This window comes from Pseudomonas sp. AC112, from assembly GCF_979253545.1.
The window spans coordinates 4,099,928-4,126,191 of sequence record NZ_CEEDCM010000001.1 but is presented as its reverse complement, the minus strand read 5'-3'; the positions used below and the strand labels follow the sequence as shown (position 1 = coordinate 4,126,191).

Annotated in this window: 22 protein-coding genes; 10 read left to right on the top strand and 12 right to left on the bottom strand. The window is 62.1% G+C overall.

Annotation, left to right across the window (positions count from 1 at the left end; all coding sequences use genetic code 11):
* Positions 1–10: 10 nt before the first annotated feature.
* From flgK to AC0IYN_RS19060, 7 genes are all read right to left on the bottom strand, one after another.
* Positions 11–2,059, bottom strand: a complete 2,049-nt coding sequence (flgK, locus tag AC0IYN_RS19090; protein ID WP_406599524.1) for a flagellar hook-associated protein FlgK — start codon at positions 2,057–2,059, stop codon at positions 11–13.
* A 10-nt stretch (positions 2,060–2,069) separates the two neighbouring features.
* On the bottom strand, positions 2,070–3,341 hold the full coding sequence (gene flgJ, locus AC0IYN_RS19085) for a flagellar assembly peptidoglycan hydrolase FlgJ (protein ID WP_471842531.1): 1,272 nt from the start codon (positions 3,339–3,341) through the stop codon (positions 2,070–2,072).
* A 4-nt stretch (positions 3,342–3,345) separates the two neighbouring features.
* Positions 3,346–4,452: a flagellar basal body P-ring protein FlgI gene (locus AC0IYN_RS19080; RefSeq protein ID WP_311893326.1), complete on the bottom strand. Its 1,107-nt coding sequence runs from the start codon at positions 4,450–4,452 to the stop codon at positions 3,346–3,348.
* Positions 4,453–4,461: 9 nt separating this feature from the next.
* Positions 4,462–5,157 carry a flagellar basal body L-ring protein FlgH gene (gene flgH / locus AC0IYN_RS19075; RefSeq protein WP_038847728.1) on the bottom strand — a complete coding sequence of 232 codons (696 nt, stop codon included), beginning with the start codon at positions 5,155–5,157 and terminating at the stop codon, positions 4,462–4,464.
* A 53-nt stretch (positions 5,158–5,210) separates the two neighbouring features.
* The gene (flgG, locus tag AC0IYN_RS19070) at positions 5,211–5,996 is read right to left on the bottom strand and encodes a flagellar basal-body rod protein FlgG (RefSeq protein ID WP_005790105.1); all 786 of its coding nucleotides are present in this window, start codon (positions 5,994–5,996) and stop codon (positions 5,211–5,213) included.
* Positions 5,997–6,067: 71 nt separating this feature from the next.
* The gene (locus tag AC0IYN_RS19065; protein ID WP_368945580.1) at positions 6,068–6,808 is read right to left on the bottom strand and encodes a flagellar basal body rod protein FlgF; all 741 of its coding nucleotides are present in this window, start codon (positions 6,806–6,808) and stop codon (positions 6,068–6,070) included.
* Positions 6,809–6,999: 191 nt separating this feature from the next.
* Positions 7,000–8,562: a sigma-54-dependent transcriptional regulator gene (locus tag AC0IYN_RS19060; protein WP_406599522.1), complete on the bottom strand. Its 1,563-nt coding sequence runs from the start codon at positions 8,560–8,562 to the stop codon at positions 7,000–7,002.
* A 257-nt stretch (positions 8,563–8,819) separates the two neighbouring features.
* Here AC0IYN_RS19060 and phhA point away from each other — a divergent pair, with 257 nt between their 5' ends.
* The 3 genes from phhA (at position 8,820) to AC0IYN_RS19045 (ending at position 11,261) form a co-directional block, all read left to right on the top strand.
* Positions 8,820–9,611, top strand: a complete 792-nt coding sequence (gene phhA / locus AC0IYN_RS19055) for a phenylalanine 4-monooxygenase (RefSeq protein WP_078049633.1) — start codon at positions 8,820–8,822, stop codon at positions 9,609–9,611.
* Positions 9,612–9,708: 97 nt separating this feature from the next.
* Positions 9,709–10,065 carry a 4a-hydroxytetrahydrobiopterin dehydratase gene (locus tag AC0IYN_RS19050; protein ID WP_010208721.1) on the top strand — a complete coding sequence of 119 codons (357 nt, stop codon included), beginning with the start codon at positions 9,709–9,711 and terminating at the stop codon, positions 10,063–10,065.
* Entirely contained in the window at positions 10,065–11,261 is a 1,197-nt protein-coding gene (locus AC0IYN_RS19045) for an amino acid aminotransferase (protein WP_458375726.1), read from the top strand. The genes AC0IYN_RS19050 and AC0IYN_RS19045 overlap by 1 nt, the downstream gene beginning before the upstream one ends.
* A gap of 90 nt (positions 11,262–11,351) precedes the next feature.
* Here the strand turns inward: AC0IYN_RS19045 and AC0IYN_RS19040 are convergent, their stop codons facing one another.
* Positions 11,352–12,161, bottom strand: a complete 810-nt coding sequence (locus tag AC0IYN_RS19040) for a UDP-2,3-diacylglucosamine diphosphatase (RefSeq protein ID WP_025855848.1) — start codon at positions 12,159–12,161, stop codon at positions 11,352–11,354.
* A 136-nt stretch (positions 12,162–12,297) separates the two neighbouring features.
* Between AC0IYN_RS19040 and AC0IYN_RS19035 the strand changes: the two genes are divergently transcribed.
* From AC0IYN_RS19035 to AC0IYN_RS19025, 3 genes are all read left to right on the top strand, one after another.
* On the top strand, positions 12,298–13,047 hold the full coding sequence (locus AC0IYN_RS19035) for a helix-turn-helix transcriptional regulator (RefSeq protein ID WP_471842525.1): 750 nt from the start codon (positions 12,298–12,300) through the stop codon (positions 13,045–13,047).
* 99 nt (positions 13,048–13,146) lie between these two features.
* On the top strand, positions 13,147–14,031 hold the full coding sequence (locus tag AC0IYN_RS19030; protein ID WP_406598554.1) for a DMT family transporter: 885 nt from the start codon (positions 13,147–13,149) through the stop codon (positions 14,029–14,031).
* 127 nt (positions 14,032–14,158) lie between these two features.
* Positions 14,159–14,440, top strand: a complete 282-nt coding sequence (locus AC0IYN_RS19025) for a hypothetical protein (RefSeq protein WP_406598555.1) — start codon at positions 14,159–14,161, stop codon at positions 14,438–14,440.
* Positions 14,441–14,481: 41 nt separating this feature from the next.
* On the opposite strand, the gene AC0IYN_RS19020 is transcribed toward AC0IYN_RS19025, so the two are convergent.
* On the bottom strand, positions 14,482–14,769 hold the full coding sequence (locus AC0IYN_RS19020; protein WP_065873766.1) for an Rdx family protein: 288 nt from the start codon (positions 14,767–14,769) through the stop codon (positions 14,482–14,484).
* Between the two features lie 84 nt (positions 14,770–14,853).
* Here AC0IYN_RS19020 and AC0IYN_RS19015 point away from each other — a divergent pair, with 84 nt between their 5' ends.
* Positions 14,854–17,043: a patatin-like phospholipase family protein gene (locus tag AC0IYN_RS19015; protein WP_406598594.1), complete on the top strand. Its 2,190-nt coding sequence runs from the start codon at positions 14,854–14,856 to the stop codon at positions 17,041–17,043.
* Positions 17,044–17,176: 133 nt separating this feature from the next.
* Here the strand turns inward: AC0IYN_RS19015 and AC0IYN_RS19010 are convergent, their stop codons facing one another.
* Positions 17,177–17,611 (bottom strand): MarR family transcriptional regulator, encoded by a 435-nt coding sequence (locus AC0IYN_RS19010; protein WP_028617350.1) that lies wholly within the window; start codon positions 17,609–17,611, stop codon positions 17,177–17,179.
* A 121-nt stretch (positions 17,612–17,732) separates the two neighbouring features.
* The gene (gene recQ, locus AC0IYN_RS19005; protein WP_078049641.1) at positions 17,733–19,859 is read right to left on the bottom strand and encodes a DNA helicase RecQ; all 2,127 of its coding nucleotides are present in this window, start codon (positions 19,857–19,859) and stop codon (positions 17,733–17,735) included.
* A gap of 276 nt (positions 19,860–20,135) precedes the next feature.
* Here recQ and AC0IYN_RS19000 point away from each other — a divergent pair, with 276 nt between their 5' ends.
* From AC0IYN_RS19000 to AC0IYN_RS18990, 3 genes are all read left to right on the top strand, one after another.
* Complete coding sequence (locus AC0IYN_RS19000; protein WP_016972455.1) at positions 20,136–20,723, top strand: UPF0149 family protein; 588 nt, start codon at positions 20,136–20,138, stop codon at positions 20,721–20,723.
* A 20-nt stretch (positions 20,724–20,743) separates the two neighbouring features.
* Positions 20,744–21,127 carry a YbaN family protein gene (locus tag AC0IYN_RS18995; protein ID WP_406598556.1) on the top strand — a complete coding sequence of 128 codons (384 nt, stop codon included), beginning with the start codon at positions 20,744–20,746 and terminating at the stop codon, positions 21,125–21,127.
* Positions 21,128–21,245: 118 nt separating this feature from the next.
* Entirely contained in the window at positions 21,246–24,716 is a 3,471-nt protein-coding gene (locus tag AC0IYN_RS18990) for a hybrid sensor histidine kinase/response regulator (RefSeq protein WP_406598557.1), read from the top strand.
* 100 nt (positions 24,717–24,816) lie between these two features.
* Here the strand turns inward: AC0IYN_RS18990 and AC0IYN_RS18985 are convergent, their stop codons facing one another.
* The gene (locus AC0IYN_RS18985; protein WP_406598595.1) at positions 24,817–26,181 is read right to left on the bottom strand and encodes a DNA recombination protein RmuC; all 1,365 of its coding nucleotides are present in this window, start codon (positions 26,179–26,181) and stop codon (positions 24,817–24,819) included.
* Positions 26,182–26,264 lie beyond the last annotated feature (83 nt).

Below are 26,264 nucleotides of genomic sequence, written 5' to 3'. Positions count from 1 at the left end.
CCAGACTCCCTTAAAGACTATTGATCAGCGTACTGAAGGTTTCTTGCGCAGCCTTGATGATCTGCGACGATGCCGTGTAGTACTGCTGGAACTTGATCATGTCGCCCGCCTCCTCATCCAGGTTGACCTGGGACACCGAGTTGCGCGCGTTTTTGTTGGCGGTCAGCAGCGCCCCGGTGGCCGTGCTGTCGGTACCTGCCGAAGCGGCCTTGGCGCCGACCGTCGACACCAACTTGCTGTTGGCCCCCACCAGGCTGGTGCCGCCGCTGCCATCGGCCGCCGTGCCTACAGTCGCCTTGGTCTGCAGGTTGATCAGTTGCTGGGCGTTGCGATTGTCGGACTTGCCGGAGGCGTTGAACGAAAAGGTCGTGCTGTCGCCATTGGTTGGCGAGCCGCCAACCGTGGTGTCGAAACTGAAGCTCTTGGCCGGTACCACCAAGGCACCGTTGGCATCACGCATCGGCACGTTGATCGTGACCTTGTTACCCTGCCCCGGGACAATACTGCCAGAGCCAATCGGGTTGCCTTGGGAATCATTGAGCGTGTACGGCTGGGTGCCATCAGCTGCCGGCTTGCCGAACACCATCTTCACCGGCATCGAATGTTCAATCCCGACACGCAGTTGCGCGGTGGCAGCACCGCCCTGGATATCCAGTGGCACCGTCAGCGTTGGCGGTGTAAACGAGCCCGTGCCCTGGTTGGTCTTACTGGCCTCGCCCGACAACGGCGCGGCAAAGGCAATCTTGGTCGGGTCGGTGAGGACGGTGCCGATTTCCTTGGCGCCATTGGCGGTCGGGCTGACCTTGAAGCTGTCACCCGCCTGCATGGGGCCGTTATTGAGTGCCAGGGTAAAGCCGTCGATCACCGCTGGCGGCGTGGCCGTAATATCAAAGGTGCCCATGGCCTGGCCGTCCGACCGCAGCACGGTAACTTTATTGAGGTCGGCAGGATCGTTGAAACTGACCTTGTAATCGTAATTGGTCAGTTTGCTGGTGTCTTTGATCGTCACGCCCAAGTTGCCGGCGCCCTGGTTACCTTGCGCGGAGACGCTGCGCTGGGCGATGGACGCGGCACTGTTGATGTCCTTGAACATCGAGCTACCGAACTCGCCGTTGAGGTCCAGGCCCTGGCCCAGTTGAGTGTTGATGGTATCGGCGGCGACGATCGCGATGCGCCCCAGGTCGTTGATCGCCGGCATCAACGCATCACTGCGATAGCGCAACAAGCCACCGATGCTGCCGCCACTGATCACATTGCCCAGGTCCATCGTCGTACCGCCGGACGCATTGAGCTGGATCGTGAACTGACTGGTGTCGTTCTTGCTCGGCACGGCGGACAGGGTGTTGGAGCGGTCGCCCAGCACCAGGGATTGGCCGGTACCGGTGCTGACACTGAAGATGCCGTCCTTCTCACTGGCGGTCACGCCGATCAACTCATTGAGCGACCGCACGGCTTCGGCGCGAGCGTCCAGCAAGTTGGCCGGCGTCGTGTTCGACGACCCCTGTACCTGGGCGATCTGCTTGTTGTAGGACGCAATCGACGAGGTCAGCTGGTTGACCTGATCGGTCATGGAGGTCAACTGGCTGTTGATGGTTTCTTTCTGTTGGCCCAATTGGCTAGCAATCGAGTTGAACCGGTTGGTCAACGTCTGCGCATTGGTGATCAGTACCTGGCGAGCCGACACGTCGCTCGGGTTGGCCGAGGCCGTCTGCACCGCAGCGAAGAACGAACTGAGCACGGCTGACATGCCAGTGGTCTTGTCCGACAGGGTCTTGTCGACGGCGCTGACCTGGTCCAGGTAGGCCTTGGCATCGCTGTTGAGCGCGGTGCTGTTCTGATAGGCCGTGTCCAGGAACTGGTTATACACCCGGCGCACATCGGCCAGGGTGGTGCCGCTGCCGATGAACACGCCGCCGTACTGGTTCGACGCATTCGCGGTCTGGGTGGTCTGCTGGCGCGAATAGCCCGCCGTGTTGGCGTTGGCGATGTTGTTACTCAAGACCGACAACGATCCTTGAGAGGCGTTGAGCCCCGACATCCCGATATTGAGCAAACTCATGGTTCAGACCTTATAAATGAGTGGTTGCGCCAGCGGCAGCGTAGTTCTGGTAACTGTTCATCGTTTTGGCAATCTGCGAAATCTTGCTGGCATAGTCCGGGTCGGTGGCGTAACCGGCTTTCTGCAACTCGCGTACAAACTGTTCCGGGTTGTCGGCCGACTTCACAACTTCTTTATAGCGATCATTGCTTTGCAGCAATGTCACCAGGTCGTGGAAGCTGTCCTGGTACGAGTTGTAGGAACGGAACTGCGCCGTTTCCTTGACCATCGCCCCATCACGGAACTCGCTGGTAACGGCGCGTGCCTGACCGCCCTGCCAACTCTGGCCGGCCTTGATGCCGAACAGGTTGTGGCTGCTGCTGCCGTCTTCGGCGCGCATCACCGACTTACCCCAACCGGTTTCCAGCGCGGCCTGGGCCACCAGGTACTTCGGATCGACACCAATGCGCGCAGCGGCCGCCTTGGCCATCGGCAACATGGTGGCGACAAATTCATCCTGCGAACTGAAGGCCTTCTTCGCCGGCGCCAACGGTGGCTGGGCCACGGCGCGGCCATAGACCTGCATGCGCCCGCTCGGCACGGCGAAGGTGCGTGCGGTGCTGTTGATCACGTTGTCGTCGGCCACGCTGTTACGCAACGGCGCGCTCTTGGCATCGATCGCGACCGGCGCGTTCGGCACAATGCCGGCGAGCAGGCGATCCGTCAGTTTGCTTGGCAAGGCAATACGGCGCTGGTTCATCAGCTCCATGTCATTGCTGTGGGACGCCGCAGCGCCAGCCTGTGGCTCAGCCACACGGTAAGCCCACAGCGGGCGCTGGCCATTGGAGCGGCCCAAGGGACCATCAGCCTGGGTGCCTGCGGCAATTTCCGTCGGCACATCGACCTTCTTTGCCGGCTCGGCTGCTGCCGGGCCTTGCAGGGTGGCGGCCTGGGCCTCCACCGGTTTGTTCTTCTGCATCTGGCGCATCAACACATCGGCCAGGCCGATACCGCCGCCTTCACGGGACATCGAGACCGCCAACTGCTGGTCGTACATTTCCTGGTACTGCTTGGCTGCCGGCGTGTTCAGCGGGTTGTCCTTGCCCAACGCCTCGGTGGCCGAGCGCATGGACTTGAGCATCTCGCTCAAAAACAGCGACTCGAACTCCTGCGCGACCTTGCGCATGTTGCCTTCGCTGTTCTTGTCGTCGCCGACCTTGAGCTGGTTAAGACGGTTCAGGTCGGAGTAGGACCCCGAGTCCGCCGTGCTGCTTATACCGCTCTTGCGCATATCCATGGCCATGGCCTCAGATCACGATCAGGTCGGCTTGCAAGGCGCCGGCCTGTTTCAAAGCTTCAAGGATCGCCATCAAGTCGCCGGGCGCTGCGCCCACTTGGTTCACCGCGCGGACAATTTCATCCAGGGTGGTACCGGGGCCGAACTTGAACATCGGCTTGGCTTCTTGCTGGGCATTCACGCGTGAACGCGGCACCACCGCCGTCTGGCCATTGGACAATGGCCCAGGCTGGCTGACGATCGGGTCTTCGGTGATGGTCACGGTCAGGCTGCCGTGGGTCACGGCCGCTGGCGAAACCTTGACGTTCTGGCCGATCACAATGGTGCCGGTACGCGAGTTGATGATGACTTTGGCGACGGCCTGGCCTGGGTCAACTTCGAGGTTTTCCAGGATCGACAGGTAATCCACGCGCTGGCTTGGGTCCAGCGGCGCCGTCACGCGGATCGAGCCGCCATCGATGGCCTGGGCCACGCCAGGGCCGAGCATGTCGTTGATCTTGTCGACCACGCGCTTGGCGGTGGTGAAGTCGGAGCGGTTGAGGTTCAGGGTCAGGCTGTTGCCCTGGTTGAAGCCGCTCGGCACGGTGCGTTCAACCGTGGCGCCGCCCGGGATACGACCGGCCGATGGCACGTTGACGGTGATCTTCGAACCGTCGCGACCTTCGGCGTCGAACCCGCCGACCACCAGGTTGCCCTGGGCAATGGCGTAGACGTTGCCGTCGATACCCTTGAGGGGCGTCATCAGCAAGGTGCCGCCGCGCAGGCTCTTCGAGTTACCGATGGACGACACGGTGATATCCACCACCTGCCCCGGCTTGGAGAATGCCGGCAAGTCGGCACTGATGGACACGGCCGCGACGTTTTTGAGCTGCACGTTGCCCGAACCCGCCGGCACCTTGATGCCGAACTGCGAGAGCATGTTGTTGAAGGTCTGCAGGGTGAACGGAGTCTGGGTGGTCTGGTCACCCGTACCGTTGAGCCCCACTACCAGGCCATAGCCGATCAACTGGTTGGAACGCACGCCGGAGATGCTGGCGATGTCCTTCAGGCGTTCGGCCTGGGCGACAGCGCTCAAGGAAAGCAGGAGTGCGGCCGCCAACAGCTGTTTGAAGTTCAAAGTGGCCACCTAGAAAGGGAACAGCGGGCTGAGGAAGAAACGGTCGAACCAGCCCGGCTGACTCGCATCAGCAAACGAACCCGTACCCGAGTAGGTAATGCGCGCATCGGCAATCCGCGTCGACGGCACGGTGTTGTCAGTGGAGATGTCATCGGCGCGGACCATGCCGGCAATGCGCACCAGCTCATCGCCGGTGTTGAGGGTCATCCACTTTTCACCGCGCACGGCGATGATGCCGTTGGGCAATACGTCGGCCACGGTCACAGTGATCGAACCGGTCAGGCTGTTGCCCTGCCCTGCCGCGCTCTTGCCGTTGGTGGCACGGTCGCCGCTGTAGCCGGCGTCCAGGCTCAAGTCACCGCTGCCCAGCGGGTTATTGGTGTTCGGTACGCCGCCAAACAAAGACGTCAGGCCGATGCTGGCCTTGCTGGTCTTGCCGATCTGCGAGTTGGCATTCTTGCTGGCCTGGGTCTTCTCGTTCAGGGTAATGGTGATGATGTCACCGACCCGGAACGCCTTGCGGTCGCTGTACAGGTTCTGTTCGAAACCAGCCTGGTAGATCGAGCCATTATTGGCAGCCGCCGGCAACGGCGTGCGTGGCAACACCGGCGCGTAGTACGGGTCATTGGGTTTTGGCGTCGGGGCGACACAGCCCGCGAGCACGGCAATCCCACTCAATGCCAGAACAGAAACATAGCGATTCATGACCCTTACCTCACGGTGTTGCAGGCGCCCTCAGGAGCGCCCCATAGACTTGATTACAGATTCTGCGTTACGAACGAAAGCATCTGGTCGGCGGTGGAAATCACCTTGGAGTTCATCTCGTACGCGCGCTGGGTGGTGATCATGTTGACCATCTCCTCAACGGTGCTCACGTTGGAGGTTTCCAGGGTGCTTTGCAGCGTGGTGCCGAAACCGTTCAGGCCAGGCGTGCCGATCTGCGGCGCGCCGCTGGAGGCGGTTTCCAGGAACAGGTTGTTGCCCATCGCCTGCAGGCCGGCCGGGTTGATGAAGTCGGCGGTTTGCAGGTTGCCGATCACTTGCGACGCCGGGTTGCCGGCAACGGTGATGGACACGGTGCCGTCGTTGCCGACGGTGAAGGTCTTGGCGTCGGCTGGAACGACCACGGCCGGTTCCAGGGCAAACCCGTTGGCGGTGACGATCTGGCCATTGGAGTCCAGGTGGAACGTACCGTCACGCGTGTAGGAAGTGGTGCCGTCCGGTTGCAGGATCTGGAAGAAGCCACGGCCGTTGATGGCCATGTCCAGCGGCTGGCCGGTCTGCTGCAGGTTACCGGCGCTGAAGTTCTTCTGGGTGCCGACGATCTGCACACCGGTACCCAGTTGCAGGCCCGACGGCAGTTCGCTGTCCTGGGTCGACTGGGCGCCGGGTTGCTTCTTGATCTGATAGAGCAAGTCCTGGAACTCGGCACGATCACGTTTGAAACCCGTGGTCGACACGTTGGCCAAGTTGTTGGAAATGGTGGTCAGGTTGGTGTCCTGGGCGGACAAACCTGTTTTGGCAACCCATAGAGCCGGAAGCATGCTGTTCTCCTTCGTGCGCCTGTTTGTTGGCGCTGCGCTGCAAAATTAGTGGTGGGTCAGTGACGCGGCGATCAGCTCATCTGCATGACGCGCGTCATGGCCTGGTCGTCTTCCTTGGCGCTGTTCATCATCTTGATGTGCAGCTCGAACTGCTTGGAAAGCGCCAGCACCGCGGTCATTTCTTCCACGGCATTGACGTTGCTCGCCTGCAGGAAACCCGAGGTCAGCGTGACGTTTGCGTCAGCCTGGGCTGGCTGGCCATCCTTGGTGTGGATGGTGCCGTCCAAGCCTTTGTTCATGTTCTTCAGGTCCGGCTGGACCAGCTTGATGCGGTCCACTTCAGCCATCACGCGCGGGCCTTCGCCCATGGCGCGGATGCTGATGGTGCCGTCGGCACCCACTTCGATTTTCTGCTGTGGCGGCACGGCAATCGGACCACCGTTGCCCATGATCGGCATGCCGTTGCCGGCGCGCAGCACACCCAATGCGTCGACGTTCATGCTCGCGCTGCGCACGTAGGCTTCGCTGCCGTCCGGGGTCTGCACGGCCATCCAGCCATTGCCGTTGATGGCCACGTCCAGGTCCCGACCGGTCTCGATCATGGCACCAGGGGTGAAGTCGGTGGCTGGGCGCTCGGTCATGGCAAACGCCCGCGCCGGAAAGCTGTCGCCGAACACCGGCATCGAACGCGCCTGCTCCAGGTCACGTTGGAAACCATTGGTGGAAATGTTCGCCAGGTTGTTGGCATGGGCCTTCTGCGCCAGAGCATTCTGGCTGGCGCCGGTCATTGCCACATAAAGGTACTTGTCCACGCTCTTTCCTCTTTCTGACGGACGCTTGCCGCCCACCGCTGTACTGATGAGGCTTAAGCAATTTGCGAACCAACTTTTGAAAAGAGGGTGAAGTACAGGCGGGGCGGGGGTTTGCGGGCGGGTGTCAAGAAATGACGCCCCTTCGAGAGTCGAAAAAACGGCGGACTACTGCCGCCTGCGGCAAGCGCAGGTTACTTGTCGGCCTTGATCACTTCGTAATCGCGCAACTTATTGGCGATGGTGGTGTGAGACACCCCCAAGCGCTTACCCAACTGTCGGCTGCTAGGGTGCTCGGCGTACAAGGCCTCCAACACCGCCTTCTCAAACCGCCCGACGATGTCTTCCAGGCCACCCTCCAATGAGAAATCGCCAAGCGGCTGACGCACGCCATAATCCGGCAGTCGGATATGTTCGGCCTTGACCGTCCCGCCGTCACACAGCGACACCGCCTGGAACAACACGTTTTCCAACTGCCGTACGTTGCCTGGCCAATGGTAGTGGCTCAGGCGATCCATGGCTGCTGGCGCCAGCTTGGGCAACGGGCAGCCGATCTGGCGACTGGCCTGGTCGAGAAAGTGATCAACCAGCGGCGCCAACCCATCGAGGCATTCGCGCAGCGGTGGAATATGCAGCGACAGCACATTGAGACGGTGATAAAGGTCTTGGCGGAACTCACCACGGGCACACAGCTCAGACAAGTCCACCTGAGTGGCGCAGATCACGCGCACGTCCAGGTACACCTCTTCATCGCTGCCTACACGTCGGAAGCATCCATCCTGCAAAAAACGCAGCAATTTCACCTGTAGCCGCGCGCTCATCTCCCCGACACCGTCGAGAAACAACGTACCGCCCGCGGTCAGTTCCAACAGCCCCAACTTGCCTTCGGCACGTGCACCTTCAAACGCACCGGGGCCGTAGCCGAACAACTCAGTCTCTGCCATCGACTCTGGCAAGCCCGCGCAATTAAGCGCCATCAACGGCGACTGCCCACGCGGGCTGGCCAAGTGACAGGCGCGGGCCAGCAGTTCCTTGCCGGTGCCGGTTTCGCCTTCTATTAATAGAGGCGCATCGAGCGGCGCCATGCGCCGGGCTTCGCGCACCACGGCGGCCATGACTTTGGAGCTTTGGAAGATGCTGTCGAAGCCACGCAGCTCCTGCTTGCGCACGTTGTAGATGCGCTCGCCCACGCGGTCGGCGCGGTGCAGGGTCAGCACGGCACCGGCCATGGCCTCGCTGTCATCATGCTCGGAGGATTGCAGCGGCGCGATGTCCGCCAGGAACACGTCACCCTTGACCTTGACCCGAAGGCCGTTGATTCGCGATTTACTGGCGCGCACCAGCTCCGGCAAGTCGAAGTCCTCGGCATACCGCGACAACGGAATCCCCGGCACCTCGTCCACCCGCACCCCGAGCAACTGCGCCGCTGCACGGTTGGCAGCGACGATAGAACCACCCATGTCGATCGACAGCACCGGAAATTCCAGGGCGCCGAGCAGCGCGTTGAGTTCCATGTGCCGCCGCTCGCTGGGCATCAGCCCGACCCTTTTGACCCCGAACACCCCGGCAATCGCCTCGAATTGCGGGCGCAACGCTTGGAACTGCATGTTCACCAGGTTCGGGCAGTACAGGTAAATGGCATTGCCATGCTCACCGCCGACCTCGCCCTTCGCGACGTTGACGCCGTACTCCACCAACAGGTTGAGAATGTCCCGCAGGATGCCGATGCGGTTCTGGCAGTGCACTTTGATACGCATGAAGAGGCCCGAAAAGTGGGTAGGCGCCGCGTCTTTTTGTCACTGGGCGCAGATAGTCGTCAAGATTATGTGACAGCCCAGGGTATTTTCCCAGCCCAACACAACGGCCAGCCCTACAGCCGTAACGAATACTTTACAAAAACCGGTAACTTTTCCTACTCGGCAGCGTTTTAAACTGACGGAATCTCGCCGCGCTCGGGTTATCAATAGGCTCATCGCAGGACATAACAAGAAAGAATGCCTAGCAGGAGAGCCGTATGAAGCAGACGCAGTACGTGGCCCGCGAGCCCGACGCGCAAGGTTTTATCCACTACCCGCCGGAAGAACACGCGGTGTGGAATACCCTGATCACTCGCCAGTTGAAAGTGATCGAGGGTCGCGCCTGCCAGGAATACCTGGACGGCATCGATAAGCTCGGCCTGCCCATGGACCGTATTCCGCAACTGGGTGAAATCAACAAAGTGCTGGCCGAGACCACGGGATGGCAAGTCGCCCGCGTGCCAGCACTGATCCCCTTCCAGACGTTCTTCGAATTGCTCGCCAACAAGCAGTTTCCGGTGGCGACGTTTATCCGTACCCGCGAAGAACTGGACTACCTGCAAGAGCCGGACATTTTCCACGAGATCTTCGGCCACTGCCCGCTGCTCACCAACCCGTGGTTCGCCGAATTCACCCACACCTATGGCAAGCTCGGCCTGGCGGCCAGCAAGGAGCAACGCGTGTACCTGGCGCGCCTGTACTGGATGACCATCGAGTTCGGCCTGGTGGACACCCCCGAAGGTCGGCGTATCTACGGTGGCGGCATTCTGTCGTCGCCCAAGGAGACGGTGTACAGCCTGTCGTCCGAGCCTGAGCATCAGCTGTTCGACCCACTGGAGGCGATGCGCACACCCTATCGCATCGACATTCTGCAACCTTTGTACTTCGTGCTGCCCAACCTCAAGCGGCTGTTCGAAGTGGCCCAGGAAGACATCATGGGCATGGTCGAGCGCGGCATGCAGCTGGGTCTTCACGCCCCAAAGTTTCCTCCCAAACCCAAAGCGGCTTGAACCTTACATCTTGAGGCCAGGTGAGTCTGTTCCCTGGCCCGGCGTTGCTTTAGGGTGACGCTACTGACCTTCAAACACTCGAATTCAGGACACCCCCATGACCACCTTGAACCAAGCCCACTGCGAAGCCTGCCGCGCCGATGCCCCCCAAGTCAGCGACGAAGAACTGCCGGTGCTGCTCAAGCAGATCCCTGACTGGAACATCGAAGTCCGCGACGGCGTGATGCAACTGGAAAAGGTTTTCCTGTTCAAGAACTTCAAATTTGCCCTGGCCTTCACCAACGCCATGGGCGAGATCTCCGAGGCCGAAGGCCATCACCCAGGCCTGCTCACCGAGTGGGGCAAGGTCACCGTGACCTGGTGGAGCCACTCCATCAAGGGCCTGCACCGCAACGACTTCATCATGGCCGCGCGCACCGACGAAGTGGCCAAGGACGCCGAGGGCCGCAAGTAATGCACTTCGATGCCATTGGCCGTGTGCCCGGCGACCCGATCCTCGGGCTGATGGACCTGTATGCCCAGGACACCAACCCGAACAAGTTCGACCTGGGCGTTGGCGTCTACAAGGATGACCAAGGCCTGACGCCCATTCCGCACTCGGTCAAGCTGGCCGAGCAGCGCCTGGTGGACACCCAGGCCACCAAGACCTACATCGGCGGCCACGGCAACGCCGCGTTCGGCAAGCTGATCAGCGAACTGGTACTCGGCGCGGACTCCGCACTGATCCGCGAACGCCGTGCCGGCGCCACCCAGACCCCAGGCGGCACCGGCGCCCTGCGCCTGAGCGCCGACTTCATCGCGCAAAACCTGCCGGGTCGCGGCGTATGGCTGAGCAACCCGACCTGGCCGATCCACGAAACCATCTTCGCCAAGGCCGGCATTGCGGTCAGCCATTATCCGTACGTGGGCGCTGACAATCGCCTGGACGTGGCGGCGATGCTCGCCACCCTGTCCACAGTGCCCAAGGGCGACGTCGTGCTATTGCACGCCTGCTGCCACAACCCGACCGGTTTCGACCTGTCACAGGATGACTGGCGCCAAGTGCTGCAGATCGTGCGCGAACGCCAGTTGCTGCCGCTGATCGACTTTGCCTACCAGGGTTTTGGCGACGGCCTGGAGCAGGACGCCTGGGCGGTGCGGCTGTTTGCGGCCGAGTTGCCGGAAGTGCTGGTCACCAGCTCCTGTTCGAAGAACTTCGGCCTGTACAGCGACCGTGTCGGCGCATTGATCGTGTGCGCGGCCGATGCCGAGAAACTGACGGATGTGCGCAGCCAACTGGCCAACACGGCGCGCAATCTGTGGTCGACGCCCCCGGACCATGGCGCTGCGGTAGTGGCGACCATCCTGGGCGATGCCGAGCTGAAAACGCTATGGAGCGATGAGGTCGAAGCCATGCGCTCGCGGATCGCACACCTGCGTTCGGGCTTGGTTGAGGCGTTGGCGCCACACGGTCTGTCGGAACGGTTTGCGCACATCGGGGCGCAGCGTGGGATGTTCTCCTACACCGGCCTGAGTGCCGAACAGGTGAAGCAACTGCGCGAGAAACACAGCGTGTACATGGTGAGTTCGGGGCGGGCTAACGTGGCGGGGGCTGATGCCACGCGGTTGACGCTACTGGCCGAAGCCATCGCCGACGTTTGCCGCGACTGACACCTCACCCTGTAGGAGCCGGCTTGCCGGCGATGGCGCCCTCAAAGTTGCCATCGCCGGCAAGCCGGCCCCTACGAGGGAGGTTGTGTTTCAGCCAGCAACCATTTCGGCTTTGAGCTGCGCCTCCTTGGCCTGCGCATCCGCCAACCGATACAACTCGATACTCCCATCCCAGTGCTCGATCAATGCCGTGCACGACTCCACCCAATCCCCGCAGTTGAGGTAATCCACCTCGCCCACCTTGCGAATCTCCGCATGGTGGATATGCCCGCACACCACGCCGTGCAACTCGCGCTTGGTCACTTCGTGGGCGATGGCTTCTTCGAAATCACTGATGAAGTTCACCGCCGTCTTGACCTTGTGCTTGAGGTACGCCGACAGCGACCAATAGCCATAGCCATAACGCGCACGCCAATGGTTCAGCCAGCGGTTCAGCGTGAGGGTGAATTCGTAGGCCGAGTCGCCAAGGAACGCCAGCCAGCGGTGGTAGCGGGTGATCACATCAAATTGATCGCCGTGGATCACCAACAAATGGCGGCCATCGGCAGTCACGTGCACGGCCTCGTCCACCAACTGGATATTGCCCAGGATCAGCTTGGAATAGCGGCGCAGGAACTCGTCGTGGTTGCCGGTGACGTAGATCACCTCGGTGCCGCGCTTGGCCATGGTCAGCAGGCGACGGATCACGTTGGTATGGGCCTGGGGCCAATACATGCCGCCGCGCAGTTTCCAGCCGTCGATGATGTCGCCGACCAGGTAGACCTTGTCCGCGTGGTAGCCCTTGAGGAACTGGGACAAATGTTCGGCCTGGCAATCCCGGGTGCCCAGGTGCACATCGGAAATCCACAGGGTACGAACCCGTTGCTTGCGGCTGGGCTTGGTGAATTCGGCACTGGTCATGGGCGTCCCTCGACGGTGTTTTCGCGAGCTTGCGCCCTGGCGATTAATAGCCCATGACAAAAGTGCGTCAGTCTGATGACAGCGCCCGCAGGCCGCGAAGCGTTGTAGACTGGCGCCAGCAACCCAGGAGACCGCGATGAGCCCCACTCTCACGCTACGCCACTACGTCGAAGCGCCGCTTGCCCACAGCCATGACCATGCGCAGTTGGTGTTCGGCCTGTCCGGGCATTTGGACCTGGAAGTCGATGGGCGTGGCAGCCAAGTGCGCGAGAGCAGCGTGATGGTGCTGCCCTTCTCCGCCCACCACGCGTGCGGCAGTCGCGACGGCAGCCGCTGCCTGGTGCTGGATGTGCCCACCGAGCACTGGGTGCTGCAATCCTTGGGCGAGCACGCCGATGCCAGTCGACGCCTGCTCGACCGACCCACGCGGTTGGCCCTGGACACGCGGCAAAGCCAGTTGGTGCAATGGTTGGCGCAGAGCCCGGTAGATGACCCGCTGATCGTCCAGCAGGGCGCGGTGCTGTTACTGGCCAGCCTCAATCATCCGCTGGCTCAACCGCTGCCGGGACGGCGCCTGCCGTATGCGGCATTCAATGCGCATATCAAGCGCCATGTTGCGTACCCGTTGCAGGTGGCAGACCTGGCGCGTATCGCCGACCTGTCGGTGGCGCGTTTACATGCACGCTTCGTGGCCGAATGCGGGCAAACGCCCATGGACTATATCCGCAGTCGCCGCCTGCAAATGGCCCTGGACCTGCTGCGCAAAACGCCGTTGCCCATCGGTGAAATCGCGGACCGCGTTGGTTACACCTCGCAAAGTGCCTTTGCAGCCGCGATGCTGCGTGAGTTTGGCGCCTCGCCGGGCGCATTGCGACGCAACGTGTAGGAAGAGTCCTGCGATAAAAAACGCGAGCCGGACGACAGACGCCTGCACGGTTGACCCACTAGACTGCGTTCCTGTCACCCGCTTGATTCAAGGACCGCAATGACTCCCCGCTCAGCCCTCGGCGCCCTGCATATCGGCGCATTGATGTTTGGCCTCACCGGCGTATTCGGCAAACTGGCGGCCGCCTCGCCGGCCATCATCGTGTTTGGTCGCGCGGTGTTTGCCGTGGTGGCCCTGGCGGTCTTTGCACGGTTTGCCAGCAACACGGCGTGGAGAACACTGGAACTGCGCGACTGGCGCCGGCTGCTGCTCAGCGGTGTCTTGCTGGCGGCGCACTGGGTCACCTTCTTTATTGCGGTAAAAGTTGCCGGCGTGGCCGTCGCGACCTTGGGTTTCACCGCGTTCCCGGCCTTTACCGTGATCCTCGAAGGGCTGATATTCCGCGAGCGCATCCGCGCCAACGAAGTACTGCTGGTGGTGCTGGTCAGCGTCGGCCTGGTGTTGGTGACCCCGGACTTCAACCTCGCCAGCGAAGCCACCGGTGGGTTGCTCTGGGGGATCGCCTCGGGGCTGCTGTTTTCGCTGTTGTCGCTGAACAACCGTGCCAGCTCCGGACGTATCCCGGCGGTGCAAGCGGCGTTGTGCCAGAACGTGGTGGTCGCCTTGTGCCTGCTGCCCGTGGCGGCGCCCGGTCTGACAGAGGTGCGCGCGATTGACTGGTTATGGATAGGCCTGCTCGGGGTGTTCTGCACCGGCTTGGCCCACAGCCTGTTTGTCGCCAGCCTCGCAGTGATCAAGGCGCGCACCGCCTCGGTGGTGTTTGCCATGGAGCCGGTCTACGGCATCACCGCGGCCTGGCTGCTGTTTGCCGAAACCCCGACACTGCGCATGCTGTTGGGCGGCGTGCTGATCATCGTCGCAATCGTGCTTTCCGGGTTGATGGGCGGTGCCAGCCAGGCCAAACAGCCCGTTGCGACGGCTTGATCTACACTTTGAACATCCGCAACAGTTTGTCGTCGTTCAACGGATACAGACTCCTCGACGACAGCCATGCCAGTTGAAGTTGCTGCAAGCGAGTGGTCACTCCATTAACGCATGCAGGGGTTTCACTATGGAAATGCTCATAAGCTTGTTGGTGCAGATCATCAGCGGTGCCGTCGGCGGCAATTTGGCCGGCATGACCAAACAAAGCCTGGGGACGGGTCTCAACACGTTTATCGGTGGTGTTGGCGGGCTGATCCTGGGGCAAATCCTGGCGCTATTCACTGGCACCTCCGGTGGCGAAGCGCTGGATGTGGCGGCGGTCGGCAGCAACATTGTCGGCGGTGGTGTCGGCGGGCTGGTACTGACTTGGCTGGTTGGCTTCATCAAGCAAAAGATGGCCGCCAAATAATTCCACCCTGCAGGGTCACCGCCCTCACACGGCGGTGACGTTTACTGCGTACGGTCGTTGTGCCCCAGGTCACGCTGCGGGTCGATCTGGTCACGTACGCGCTGCTTGAGCACCTTGGCTTCCGGGAAGCCACCGTCGGCCTTGCGCTCCCAAATCTGCACGCCATCACAAGTGATACGAAACGCGCCACCGGTGGCCGGCGCCAGCGACACCTTGCCCAGGTCATCGGCAAACGTACTCAGCAGTTCCTGCGCCAGCCACGCCGCGCGCAGCAGCCACTGGCACTGGGTGCAATAGGTGATGACGATCTCGGGTTTAATCGACGACATAATTTGAGAGGCTCCAGGCATAACGGGCTCGGTGGATCGAGTGGCTATAATACCGGCCTTTATCGCCCAGCCTCGAGATTCATGATGCGCCGCCTGCTGTCCTGCCTGTTTCTGTGCCTACTGCCTCTTGTTGCCGACGCCGTCGAACCGCCACGCCCGAAAATCGGCCTGGTGCTGTCCGGTGGCGCCGCCCGTGGACTGGCGCATATCGGCGTGCTCAAGGCGCTGGAAGAGCAAGGCATCCAGATCGATGCGATTGCCGGCACCAGCATGGGCGCGGTGATTGGTGGGCTGTACGCGTCGGGGTACAAGATCGACGAGCTGGAAAAACTGGCGCTCAATATCGATTGGCAACAGGCCCTGTCCGACGCGCCGCCTCGGGAAGATGTGCCGTTCCGGCGCAAGCAGGATGACCGGGATTTCCTGGTCAAACAGAAACTCAGCTTCCGCGACGACGGCAGCCTGGGCCTGCCCCTGGGGGTGATCCAGGGTCAGAACCTGGCACTGCTGCTCGAAAGCATGTTCGCCCACAGCAGCGACACGCGTAACTTCGACAAGCTGCCCATCCCCTTCCGCGCGGTGGCAACCGACATCACCACCGGCGAGAAGGTGGTGTTCCGCAAGGGCCACCTGCCTCAGGTGATCCGCGCCAGCATGTCGATCCCGGCGGTATTCGCCCCGGTAGAACTGGACGGCCGGCTGCTGGTGGACGGCGGCATGACCGACAACATCCCGCTGGATGTGGCGCGGGAAATGGGCGTGGATATCGCCATCGTCGTCGACATCGGCACCCCACTGCGCTCGCGCAAGCAACTGGCGACGGTGGTGGACGTGCTCAACCAGTCCATCACCTTGATGACCCGGCGCAACTCCGAGGAACAGCTCAAGGACCTGCACCCCAAGGACGTGCTGATCCAGCCGCCCCTCGCCGCCTATGGCGTGACCGACTTCGGCCGCGCCAAGGACATGATCGACGCCGGCTACCGCGCCACCCGCGCCCTTGACGCGCGCCTGGCCCACCTGCGCCCCGCCGAACCGATCGACCCGCAACTGGTGGCGGCCCGCACGCCGGGCGAGCGCACGCCGGTGATCACCGCCATCAATGTGGAAAACGATTCGAAAGTCAGCGACGACGTGATCCGCTACTACATCCGCCAGCCCCTGGGCGAGCCGTTGAACCTGGGCCGCCTGCAGTCAGACATGGGCACCCTGTACGGCCTGGATTACTTCGAGCAGGTGCAGTACCGCGTAGTCAAGAAAGGCCAGGACAACACCCTGGTGATCAGCGCGCGCGGCAAACGCAGCGGCACCGATTACCTGCGCCTGGGCCTGAACCTGTCGGATGACATGCGCGGCGACAGCGCCTTCAACCTCGGTGCCAGCTACCGCATGAACGGGATCAACCGCCTGGGCGCCGAATGGCTGACGCGGGTGCAGATCGGTGATCGGCAAGAACTGTACAGCGAGTTCTACCAGCCGATGGACACCGGTTCGCGTTACTTTGTCGCCCCCTACATCAGTGCCCAGGCACAGAACGTCGAGCTGATCCTGGACAACGACCCCATCTCCGAATACCGCCTGGAACGCTACGGTTTCGGCTTGAACGTCGGCCGCCAGATTGGCAACAGCGGCGAGATCCGCTTTGGCGTCGGTGAAGCCTGGGGCAAGGCGGACGTGCGCATCGGCGACCGCGACCTGCCCAGCGTGAGTTTCAGCGAAGGCTTCTACGAACTGAAGTACTCCTTCGACTCCCTGGACAACGTGTACTTCCCCCACACCGGCGAAGACATCGGCCTGGCCTACCGCGAATTCGAACCAGGGCTGGGCTCGGACCAACGCTACCGCCAGTGGGAATTCAAGCTGGACAAGGCCATGAGCCACGGCCCGGACACCCTGGTGCTGGGTGGCCGCTACGGGCGCACCCTGGATGATTCGGACGTGGTGATTTCCAGCTTCCTGCTGGGCGGTGCGCGGCAGCTGTCGGGCTTTCGCCAGGATGCAATCTCGGGCCAGAACATCAGCCTGATGCGGGCCGTGTACTACCGCCGGCTCACACCACGTTCGTACCTGCCGCTGGACTTCCCGCTGTACCTGGGTGCGTCACTGGAACGCGGCCGGGCCTGGAACAACGACAATGAATTCGACAGCGGCTACATCAACGCGGCGAGTATTTTCCTGGGCTTTGATACACCGTTGGGGCCGCTGAATTTCAGCTACGGGTTCAACGATGACAACCAGAAGGCGGTGTACCTGAACCTGGGGCAGACGTTCTAAAAAGGTCGTTCGCAAAACTAATGTGGGCGCTGGCTTGCCTGCGATGCAGGCACCTCGATTTTTCAGTTGCTCCGAGGTGGTGCTATCGCAGGCAAGCCAGCTCCCACATTTTTGACCTGCCGCGTATGCGAGGTCAGGATTTTTCCAAGTTCGCCAGGATGTGCCCATGCACGCGCATGCACACGCTCAAGTCGGCTTCGTCCACGCCTACAAACAGCTCATGGCGCAGGGCGGTGGCGATGGTTTCGATTTGTTCGATCAGCGGCCGGGCGGTATCGCACAGCAGGATGCGCTTGGCACGGCGGTCTTCCACCACAGCTTGGCGTTGCACCAGGCCCTGGCCTTCAAGGCTGTCCAGCAGGCGGGCCAGGGTTGGCCCTTCGACGCCGACGCTTTGGGCCAGCTCACGCTGGGTGGGTGCTTCTTCAAAACGAGCGAGGTGCAGCAGCACCAGCCAGCGCGCTTGGGACAGGCCTAGCCCGGCCAGGCGACGGTCCAGTTCAGCACGCCAACCTCGGGACATTTGCGCCAGTTGCATGCCAAATCGGTGTTGATCGGTTAACGGCATAAAAAACTCATGTTTTAGACTGAAAATAAAGTGTGGCTAATTATTAGTCAGCTAAGCATGAGCTTTGCCCATAGGCAAGAGTTGCTATGTACTGATTCGTTACATTGTCATAATTGGCGCACTAAATTTCGAATTCGGACTGCAAAGCCGCCCTTACGCAGTACAAAACACCCTCTGGAACGCGACCGGTAAACAGCGGCGCGATCTCCGCCACCGGTGGCAATTCGCCTTCTCCGTCGAGGAAAGCGTCCTGGATTTCGCCGAGCAAATCCTCCGGCAAATCAAGCGCCTGCTCCAACGAGAGTTGCTGCTTGCCGATGGATTCGGCGAGCAAGGTGTAGACGTTTTTCTCCGAGCATTGCAGTTGACCCGCGATCTGGATCGGGGTCATGCCGGCACGTGCCAGGCTGATCAGTTCGTGGCGGATATCGGCGACTTCCTTCGGCGCTTCGGCCTGGCCGCCGAGCACTTCGAGGAAGGCCTGGCCGTAACGCTCCAGCTTACGCGCACCCACGCCGCTGACGCGCGCCATCTCGGCCATGGTGGTGGGTTGCTCGCGCAGCATTTCCAGCAGGGTGGAGTCGGGGAAAATAACGTACGGCGGCACGCTGTGTTCCTGCGCCAGTTTGCGCCGCAGGGTGCGCAAGGCTTCCCACTGCTCGCGCTCTTCGCCACGCACCAGTTGGCTGGCTTGGCTGGTGCTGCTCTTGGCGGTGGTCTGCGGCTTGAGGTCGCGGCGCAGTTCCAGGCTGACTTCGCCCTTGAGCAACGGCCGGCAACTGTCATTCAAGCGCAACCCACCGTAGCCCTCGATGTCGATGTCCACCAGGCCGCGCGCGACCATCTGCCGGAACAGCGAGCGCCACTCGCCTTCTGCGCGGGCCTTGCCGACGCCGTAGACCGAGAGTTTCTCGTGGCCGAAGCTGCGGACTTTCTCGTTGTCCTTGCCCAGCAGTACATCCACCAGGTGACCGACACCATAACGCTGGCCGGTGCGGTAGATGGCGGACAAGCCCTGACGCGCCGGCTCGGTGGCATCCCAGGTCTGCACGCCGTCGACGCAGTTATCGCAATGACCACAAGGTTCAGGCATGTCTTCGTCGAAGTAGGCCAGCAAGGTCTGGCGGCGGCAACGGGTCTCCTCGCACAGCGAGAGCATCGCGTCGAGCTTGTGCTGCTCCAGGCGCTTGTGACGCTCGTCGCCTTCGGAGTTCTGCAACATCTGCTTGAGCATCACCACATCCTGCAGGCCGTAGACCATCCAGGCATCCGCCGGCAGGCCATCCCGGCCGGCGCGCCCGGTTTCCTGGTAGTACGCCTCCAGGGATTTGGGCAAATCCATGTGCGCCACGAAACGCACGTTGGATTTGTCGATGCCCATGCCGAACGCGATGGTGGCCACCATGATCAGGCCTTCCTCGTTGAGGAAGCGCTTCTGGTGGGCCGAACGCGTTTCGTTGGGCAGGCCGGCATGGTACGGCAGCGCCGGGTAGCCCTGCTCGCAGAGGAACGCGGCCACTTCATCGACCTTCTTGCGCGACAGGCAATAGACAATGCCCGCATCGCTGCGCCGCTCGGAGAGGAACGCCAGCAATTGCTTGCGCGGCTGCTCCTTGGGCACGATGCGGTAGAAGATATTCGGCCGGTCAAAACTCGACAGGAAGCGCTCGGCATTCTGCAGATGCAGGCGCTCGACGATTTCTTCGCGGGTGCGCTTGTCGGCGGTGGCGGTCAGGGCAATGCGCGGCACATCGGGAAACAGCTCCGCCAGTTGGCCGAGCTGCAGGTATTCGCGGCGAAAATCGTGTCCCCATTGCGACACGCAGTGGGCTTCGTCGATGGCGAACAGGGCAATTTCCAGGCTCTGCAAAAAGGCCAGCATGCGCGGCTGCACCAAGCGCTCGGGGGCCAGGTAGAGCATCTTCACTTCACCGCGCTTGATCCGCGCGGCCAGGTCGCGTTGCTGCTCGGCGCTGAGGGTGGAGTTCAACGACGCCGCGGCAACGCCCAGCTCTTCGAGGGTGGCGACCTGGTCGTCCATCAGCGCGATCAGCGGCGACACCACCACCGCCAAGCCATTGCGCAACAGCGCCGGCACCTGGAAGCACAACGACTTGCCGCCACCGGTAGGCATCAGTACCAGTGCGTCACCGCCACTGGCCACGCGCTCAATGATCGCACCCTGGCGGCCACGAAAACTGTCGTAGCCGAAGATGTCCTTGAGGACGCGTTGTGCCTGCTCGAGCATGTAAAACTCCAAAATAGTGCCGAAATCCCTCTGTACAGGCTGGCCGAAAAAATGCGCGTTCACGGGAAATAATCCGTAAGCGAAGTTTTCTCGGACTGGCGCTTGGCCTGCAAGGGCATCACAAAACGCGGCAGTATACCCGAGCGATACGCGGCAAAGGGCGCCACTGACGAACAGCGAACGCTATCTAAAACCTGGCAAATATGCAGTGTGGCTGGCCTGGGCGCTCAAGAAGGCCTAGAATTCAGCATCGTTTATTCCCAAGGTAGTCCTTCAATGTCCTTCGCTGAGCAACTAACCCGCCTGCAAGCCTTCCTCGACGCCGATGAGCTGCATGACGAGGCGCTGGACTACGTGGCCGCCCACGGCTACCTGACCGCCCTGTCGATCTGCTCCGAGGTCGTGCCCGACCGTGAATGGATCGACGCACTGTTCGCCGAGGAGCCGCACTACACCGACGCCGCCCAACGCGAAGAAATCGAATCCACCCTGCTGGCCCTCAAGGCCCACATCGGTCGCCAACTGGCCTCCGACGAGGAATTCGAGCTGCCATGCGAGCTGGACCTGGGTGAAGAGCCGGATGACTCTGACCTGCGCGGCTGGTGCATTGGCTTCATGGAAGGCGTGTTCCTGCGCGAAGCCGCCTGGTTCGAAACCGCCGAGGAAGAAGTCAGCGAAATGCTGCTGCCGATCATGGTCGGTTCGGGCCTGTTCGACGACCAGCCGGAGTTCTCCGACATCGCCGCCGACGCCAACCTGATGGACGACATGATCGTACAGATCCCGGAAGCCCTCACCGCCCTGTACCTGCTGTGCAACGCCCCTGACGAAAAACCGGCGATCCTCAAGCCACGTCACCACTGAGTCGCTTGCCCGTGACACCCATGGGCAATCGTTCGCTGCTCCTGCGCTACGTGCTGCTGGCCATCGGCTGGTTGAGCGTAGCGCTGGGGGTGATCGGCATTTTCCTACCGGTATTGCCGACCACGCCCTTCCTGCTGCTCGCCGCCGCCTGCTTCGCTCGAAGCTCCCCGCGCTTCTACCAGTGGCTGGTGCAACACCCGCGCCTGGGCCCGTGGATCCGCGATTACCTGGACGGCAACGGTATCCCCCTCAAAGGCAAGGTCTACGCCATCGGTTTAATGTGGCTGAGCATCAGCGTGTCCTGCTATCTAGTGCCACTGCCCTGGGCGCGAGGCTTCATGCTGACCAGTGCCGTGCTGGTGACGATCTACATCCTGCGCCAGAAAACCCTGCCACCGCGCTGAACGTCCCTGCGACATTCGATCCCACACGACCTTGGTCGACACTGACTAACCCCAGGCATCATGCGAGACTGTCCAACCGGGCCTGGAATGCCCGGGTGTTCCCATGCTCGGAGTTACCATGACGCTGTCCAGCGGGCTGATCGCCGCCGTTGCCCTGGCCTATATGGCCATTATGTTTGCCATCGCCTTCTACGGTGACCGCCGCCGAGCGCCGTTGCCGCCGCGCGTGCGTGCCTGGGTGTATAGCCTGTCGCTGGCGGTTTATTGCACCAGCTGGACCTTCTTCGGCGCCGTAGGCCAAGCCGCCGAACAGCTGTGGGCATTTTTACCGATCTACCTAGGCCCCGTGCTGCTGCTGGTGCTGGCACCCTGGGTGCTGCAGAAGATGATTCTGATCAGCAAGCAGGAAAACATCACCTCCATCGCCGACTTTATCGCGGCGCGCTATGGTAAATCCCAGTCCCTGGCCGTGGTGGTCGCGCTGATCTGCCTGGTCGGCGTGCTGCCCTATATCGCCCTGCAACTCAAAGGCATCGTGCTGGGGGTCAACCTGCTGATCGGCGCGGGCGCCGACACCACCGGTACCCGCGCCCAGGACACCGCACTGATCGTGTCGCTGGTGCTGGCGCTGTTCACCATTGTGTTCGGTACGCGCAACCTCGACGCCACGGAACACCACCGCGGCATGGTGCTGGCGATTGCGTTCGAATCCCTGGTCAAGCTGTTCGCGTTTCTGGCCGTTGGCGCATTCGTGACCTTCGGCCTGTACGACGGTTTCGGCGACCTATTCAGCCAGGCCATGCTGGCGCCAAGGTTGGAGGAATACTGGAAGGAGACCGTCAACTGGCCGTCGATGGTGGTGCAGACCGGCGTGGCCATGATGGCGATTATCTGCCTGCCTCGGCAGTTCCATGTCACGGTGGTCGAGAACATCGACCCGCAGGACCTGCGCCTGGCCAAATGGGTGTTTCCCGCTTACCTGATTCTTGCCGCACTGTTTGTAGTCCCGATCGCCCTGGGCGGCAAGATGATGCTGCCTGGCTCGGTACTGCCGGATTCCTACGTGATCAGCCTGCCCATGGCTGAAGCCCACCCGGCGCTGGCCGTACTGGCGTTTATCGGCGGCGCTTCAGCGGCCACCGGCATGGTGATCGTGGCAAGCATTGCGCTGTCGACTATGGTCTCCAACGACATGCTGCTGCCGTGGTTGTTGCGTCGCTCCAGTGCCGAGCGGCCGTTCGAAGTGTTCCGCCACTGGATGCTGTCGGTACGCCGGGTCAGCATCGTGATTATCCTGCTGCTGGCCTACGTCAGTTACCGCCTGCTGGGCTCGTCTGCGAGCCTGGCGACCATTGGCCAGATCGCCTTTGCCGCCGTGACCCAATTGGCACCGGCGATGCTGGGTGCGCTGTATTGGAAACAGGCAAACCGACGCGGCGTATTTGCCGGGCTGGCGGCGGGTACCTTCCTGTGGTTCTACACCTTGGTCCTACCGGTGACGGCGAAAAGCCTGGGTTGGTCGCTCAGCCTTTTCCCAGGGCTGACGTGGATGCATTCCCACCCACTGGGGCTGTCCGTCACCTCGTTGACCTTGGGCACCGTGTTCTCACTGGCGGGTAACTTCACACTGTTTGTGTGGGTGTCGATGCTCTCGCGCACGCGGGTGTCCGAGCACTGGCAAGCCGGGCGCTTTATCGGCCAGGAAATCAGCCAGCGCGCCAGTGCCCGCTCGATGTTGTCGGTGCAGATCAGCGACTTGCTCAGCCTGGCTGCGCGCTTTGTGGGCGAGGAACGGGCCCAGCAAAGCTTTATCCGCTTTGCCTATCGCCAAGGCAAAGGCTTCAACCCCAACCAGAATGCCGACAACGACTGGATCGCTCACACGGAGCGCTTGCTGGCGGGTGTACTCGGCGCTTCATCGACCCGTGCGGTGGTGAAAGCCGCCATCGAAGGGCGGGAAATGCAGCTGGAGGATGTAGTACGCATTGCCGACGAAGCGTCGGAAGTGCTGCAGTTCAACCGCGCACTGTTGCAAGGCGCGATCGAGAACATTACCCAGGGCATCAGCGTGGTCGACCAGTCGCTCAAGCTGGTGGCCTGGAACCGGCGCTACCTGGAATTGTTCAACTACCCGGACGGGCTTATCAGCGTGGGCCGGCCGATTGCCGACATCATCCGCTACAACGCCGAGCGCGGGCTGTGCGGGCCGGGCGAGGCCGAAGTGCATGTGGCGCGCCGCCTGCACTGGATGCGCCAGGGTCGTGCGCACACCTCTGAACGTTTATTCCCCAATGGCCGCGTGATCGAACTGATCGGCAACCCGATGCCCGGTGGCGGTTTCGTCATGAGCTTCACCGACATTACCGCGTTCCGCGAAGCCGAGCAGGCACTCACCGAGGCCAACGAAGGCCTGGAGCAGCGGGTCACCGAGCGCACACACGAGCTGTCCCAGCTTAACGTGGCGCTCACCGACGCCAAGGGTGTGGCCGAGTCCGCCAGCCAATCGAAGACACGCTTCCTGGCAGCCGTCAGCCATGACCTGATGCAACCGCTGAACGCCGCACGCCTGTTCTCGGCCGCCCTCTCCCACCAGAACGACGGCCTGTCCAGCGAAGCCCGGCAATTGGTGCAGCACCTGGACAGCTCGCTGCGTTCTGCCGAAGACCTGATCAGCGATTTGCTGGACATCTCGCGCCTGGAAAACGGCAAGATCACTCCACAGCGCCAACCCTTTGTACTCAATGAGTTGTTCGACACCTTGGGCGCGGAGTTCAAGGCGCTGGCCCAGGAGCAAGGCCTGCGCTTTCGCCTGCGCGGCAGCCGTTTACGCGTGGACAGTGACATCAAGTTGCTCCGCCGGATTCTGCAGAACTTTCTCACCAACGCCTTCCGTTATGCCGACGGCCCGGTGCTGCTCGGCGTACGTCGCCGCAAAGGCGAGTTGTGCCTGGAAGTGTGGGACCGTGGCCCGGGGATACCGCAGGATAAACAGAAGGTGATCTTTGAAGAATTCAAGCGCCTGGACAGCCACCAGACCCGCGCGGAGAAAGGCCTGGGGCTAGGCCTGGCGATCGCCGACGGCCTGTGCCGCGTGCTGGGCCACCGCCTGAGCGTGCGCTCGTGGCCGGGCAAGGGCAGCGTATTCAGCGTGCGCGTGCCGCTGGCACGCAACCAGGCCAGCCCGCAGGTCAAGACACCCCAGGAAACCGGCCTGCCGTTGAGCGGCGCGCAGGTGCTGTGCGTGGATAACGAAGAAAGCATCCTGATCGGCATGCGCAGCCTGTTGACGCGCTGGGGCTGCGAAGTGTGGACCGCCACCGACCAGGCGCAGTGCGCGGCGTTGCTGGCCGAGGGCGTGCGCCCGCAGCTTGCCCTGGTGGACTACCACCTGGACCACGGTGAAACCGGTACTGAATTGATGAGGTGGCTGCGCGCGCAATTGGCCGAGCCGATTCCCGGCGTGGTGATCAGCGCCGACGGCCGCCCGGAGATGGTGGCCGAGGTGCATGCGGCCGGGTTGGATTACTTGGCCAAGCCGGTGAAGCCGGCGGCGTTGCGGGCGTTGCTGAGCCGGCACCTACCGCTGTAGGTCCTCTGTAGGAACCGGATTGCCGGCGATGAGGGCCTTGGGAATGGCGCCGATTGTACGGACGCCATCGCCGGCAAGCCGGCTCCTGCAATGACCGCGTTTATTCGGGCAGGTGCGCTACACCATCGGCGTCGGTCATCGCCCGCTCCAGCAAATCCGCCGGCAAGCTTTTACTGGCACGCGCCCCCAGCAACTTCAATTGCTCGGTGCGGCTGACCAGATTTCCGCGTCCATCTGTCAGCTTGTTCCGCGCTGCGCTGTAAGCCTTATCCAACTGCTGCAAACGGTTGCCCACTTCATCCAGGTCCTGGATAAATAGCACGAACTTGTCGTACAGCCAGCCCGCACGCTCGGCGATTTCACGGGCGTTCTGGCTCTGGCGCTCCTGCTTCCACAGGCTGTCGATCACCCGCAGGGTGGCGAGCAAGGTGGTCGGGCTGACAATAACGATATGGCGGTCGAACGCTTCCTGGAACAGGTTGGGTTCGGCTTGCAGCGCGGCGGAAAACGCCGCCTCGATAGGCACGAACAGCAACACGAAATCCAGGCTGTGCAGGCCCTCCAGGCGCTTGTAATCCTTGCCGGCCAAGCCTTTGACGTGATTGCGCAGCGACAGCACGTGTTGCTTCAACGCCGCCTGGCCGATCACGTCGTCCTCTGCGGCCACGTATTGTTGATAAGCGGTGAGGCTGACCTTGGAGTCCACCACCACCTGCTTGTCGCCGGGCAGCATGATCAGCACGTCCGGCTGGAACCGCTCGCCGTCCGGGCCCTTGAGGCTGACTTGGGTCTGGTACTCGCGCCCCTTCTCCAGGCCCGCATGCTCAAGTACCCGCTCGAGGATCAGTTCACCCCAGTTGCCTTGGGTTTTCTGGCCCTTGAGCGCACGGGTGAGGTTGGTGGCCTCGTCTGACAGACGCAGGTTCAGTTGCTGCAGGCGTTCAAGCTCCTTGGCCAGGGAAAACCGCTCACGCGCCTCGTTCTGGTAGCTTTCTTCCACGCGTTTTTCGAACGATTGAATGCGTTCCTTCAACGGATCGAGCAACTGGCCCAGGCGTTCCTGGCTGGTCTCGGCGAAACGCTGTTCACGCTCATCGAAAATCTTGCCGGCCAGCTCGGCAAATTGCGCGCGCAGCTCATCGCGCGAGCCTTGCAGGTCGGTGAGGCGCTGTTGATGGCTGTCCTGTTGCTCGCGCAGTTCAGCACGCAAGGCCGCCGCCAACGCATCAAGGCGGCGCAGTTCGGTCTCCTTGGCGCTGCGGTCGAGGTTCCAGGCGTGAGCCGCGTCGCGGGCATTGTCGCGGTCGATCTGCAGCAATTCGACCTCACGGCGCACGGCAGCCAGGTCGGCCTGCTTAGCGGCGTTGGCTTGGCTCAGGTCGCTGATTTCATCACGACTGGCATCCAACTGGGCGGCGAGGCCTTCCTGGGCCAGTTGCGCGGTGGCCAGGCGCTCTTCGAGCAGCTCCCAGCCGGTCATGCGCGCGGTCAAGCGGCGCTGAAGCTGCCAGCACACCGCCAATAAAGGCACGGCAGCGCCAGCGAGGC

What these genes read in the sequence shown, in the direction of transcription:
- flgK (WP_406599524.1), bottom strand. Translation starts at nt 2,059, where the DNA reads ATGAGTTTGCTCAATATCGGGATGTCGGGGCTCAACGCCTCTCAAGGA.
- flgJ (WP_471842531.1), bottom strand. Translation starts at nt 3,341, where the DNA reads ATGGCCATGGATATGCGCAAGAGCGGTATAAGCAGCACGGCGGACTCG.
- flgH (WP_038847728.1), bottom strand. Translation starts at nt 5,157, where the DNA reads ATGAATCGCTATGTTTCTGTTCTGGCATTGAGTGGGATTGCCGTGCTC.
- flgG (WP_005790105.1), bottom strand. Translation starts at nt 5,996, where the DNA reads ATGCTTCCGGCTCTATGGGTTGCCAAAACAGGTTTGTCCGCCCAGGAC.
- AC0IYN_RS19060 (WP_406599522.1), bottom strand. Translation starts at nt 8,562, where the DNA reads ATGCGTATCAAAGTGCACTGCCAGAACCGCATCGGCATCCTGCGGGAC.
- phhA (WP_078049633.1), top strand. Translation starts at nt 8,820, where the DNA reads ATGAAGCAGACGCAGTACGTGGCCCGCGAGCCCGACGCGCAAGGTTTT.
- AC0IYN_RS19050 (WP_010208721.1), top strand. Translation starts at nt 9,709, where the DNA reads ATGACCACCTTGAACCAAGCCCACTGCGAAGCCTGCCGCGCCGATGCC.
- AC0IYN_RS19045 (WP_458375726.1), top strand. Translation starts at nt 10,065, where the DNA reads ATGCACTTCGATGCCATTGGCCGTGTGCCCGGCGACCCGATCCTCGGG.
- AC0IYN_RS19040 (WP_025855848.1), bottom strand. Translation starts at nt 12,161, where the DNA reads ATGACCAGTGCCGAATTCACCAAGCCCAGCCGCAAGCAACGGGTTCGT.
- AC0IYN_RS19035 (WP_471842525.1), top strand. Translation starts at nt 12,298, where the DNA reads ATGAGCCCCACTCTCACGCTACGCCACTACGTCGAAGCGCCGCTTGCC.
- AC0IYN_RS19030 (WP_406598554.1), top strand. Translation starts at nt 13,147, where the DNA reads ATGACTCCCCGCTCAGCCCTCGGCGCCCTGCATATCGGCGCATTGATG.
- AC0IYN_RS19025 (WP_406598555.1), top strand. Translation starts at nt 14,159, where the DNA reads ATGGAAATGCTCATAAGCTTGTTGGTGCAGATCATCAGCGGTGCCGTC.
- AC0IYN_RS19020 (WP_065873766.1), bottom strand. Translation starts at nt 14,769, where the DNA reads ATGTCGTCGATTAAACCCGAGATCGTCATCACCTATTGCACCCAGTGC.
- AC0IYN_RS19015 (WP_406598594.1), top strand. Translation starts at nt 14,854, where the DNA reads ATGCGCCGCCTGCTGTCCTGCCTGTTTCTGTGCCTACTGCCTCTTGTT.
- AC0IYN_RS19010 (WP_028617350.1), bottom strand. Translation starts at nt 17,611, where the DNA reads ATGCCGTTAACCGATCAACACCGATTTGGCATGCAACTGGCGCAAATG.
- recQ (WP_078049641.1), bottom strand. Translation starts at nt 19,859, where the DNA reads ATGCTCGAGCAGGCACAACGCGTCCTCAAGGACATCTTCGGCTACGAC.
- AC0IYN_RS19000 (WP_016972455.1), top strand. Translation starts at nt 20,136, where the DNA reads ATGTCCTTCGCTGAGCAACTAACCCGCCTGCAAGCCTTCCTCGACGCC.
- AC0IYN_RS18995 (WP_406598556.1), top strand. Translation starts at nt 20,744, where the DNA reads ATGGGCAATCGTTCGCTGCTCCTGCGCTACGTGCTGCTGGCCATCGGC.
- AC0IYN_RS18990 (WP_406598557.1), top strand. Translation starts at nt 21,246, where the DNA reads ATGACGCTGTCCAGCGGGCTGATCGCCGCCGTTGCCCTGGCCTATATG.